Source organism: Croceitalea sp. MTPC5 (assembly GCF_036985505.1).
GTDB lineage: Bacteria > Bacteroidota > Bacteroidia > Flavobacteriales > Flavobacteriaceae > Croceitalea.
The window spans coordinates 1-652 of sequence record NZ_BTGQ01000040.1 but is presented as its reverse complement, the minus strand read 5'-3'; the positions used below and the strand labels follow the sequence as shown (position 1 = coordinate 652).

Here is a 652-nt window from a genome sequence, read left to right as displayed (position 1 = left end):
CGTCCACCGTCGTACCATCGGCCAAGTCCCCGAAATCCTCCCACCATACCACATCGGTATCGCCCGTGGAAATATCGCGGTAGGTAGCCGTCAACGTCACGTTCGATGACGGCATCGTAAGGGTCGTCGTGGCCAAGCCCGTATCGGCAAGGCCCGAAACATCACCCGTCCAGATGTCGAACTCCTGCCCCGAGGGTGCGGCATCCGCCGTCACCGTTACCTCGGTACCCGCCAAGAAACTGCCGTCACCAGTACCATCGTTGATCGTCAAACTGAATTCCTGCGCTGTACCCGCATCACCAAGCACCCTTACATTGTCCACCCGGTATATCTCGTTGTTCCCACTGACCTGGCCCTCAAGAACGATCTGGACCGTGCTGCCCGTAATCAAGGGTGAACTGAGCTCCACGGCCGACTCAAGATCGTCGGCAACCGCCCCGAACCCTACCTGCACGCCGCCGTCCAAAATATAGTATGCACGCACAAAATCCGCCCGTTCCTTGTTAGAGTCCATATCATCAACATCGACCGATACCCTGACCGGGCCACCGATCGGTATCACCTCGGAGGTCCATACACCGGGAACGGGACTGCCGCCTCGTACCTCAAAAGCACCGTCCTGAACGTCGAAGAAACCGCCCGTGCGGACGGC

At 58.9% G+C, this 652-nt stretch carries 1 protein-coding gene; it reads right to left on the bottom strand.

The annotated features are described in order from the left end of the window. Positions 1-652 (bottom strand): InlB B-repeat-containing protein (locus tag AACM45_RS20320; protein ID WP_339145041.1); only part of this gene is annotated, 652 nt, incomplete at both ends.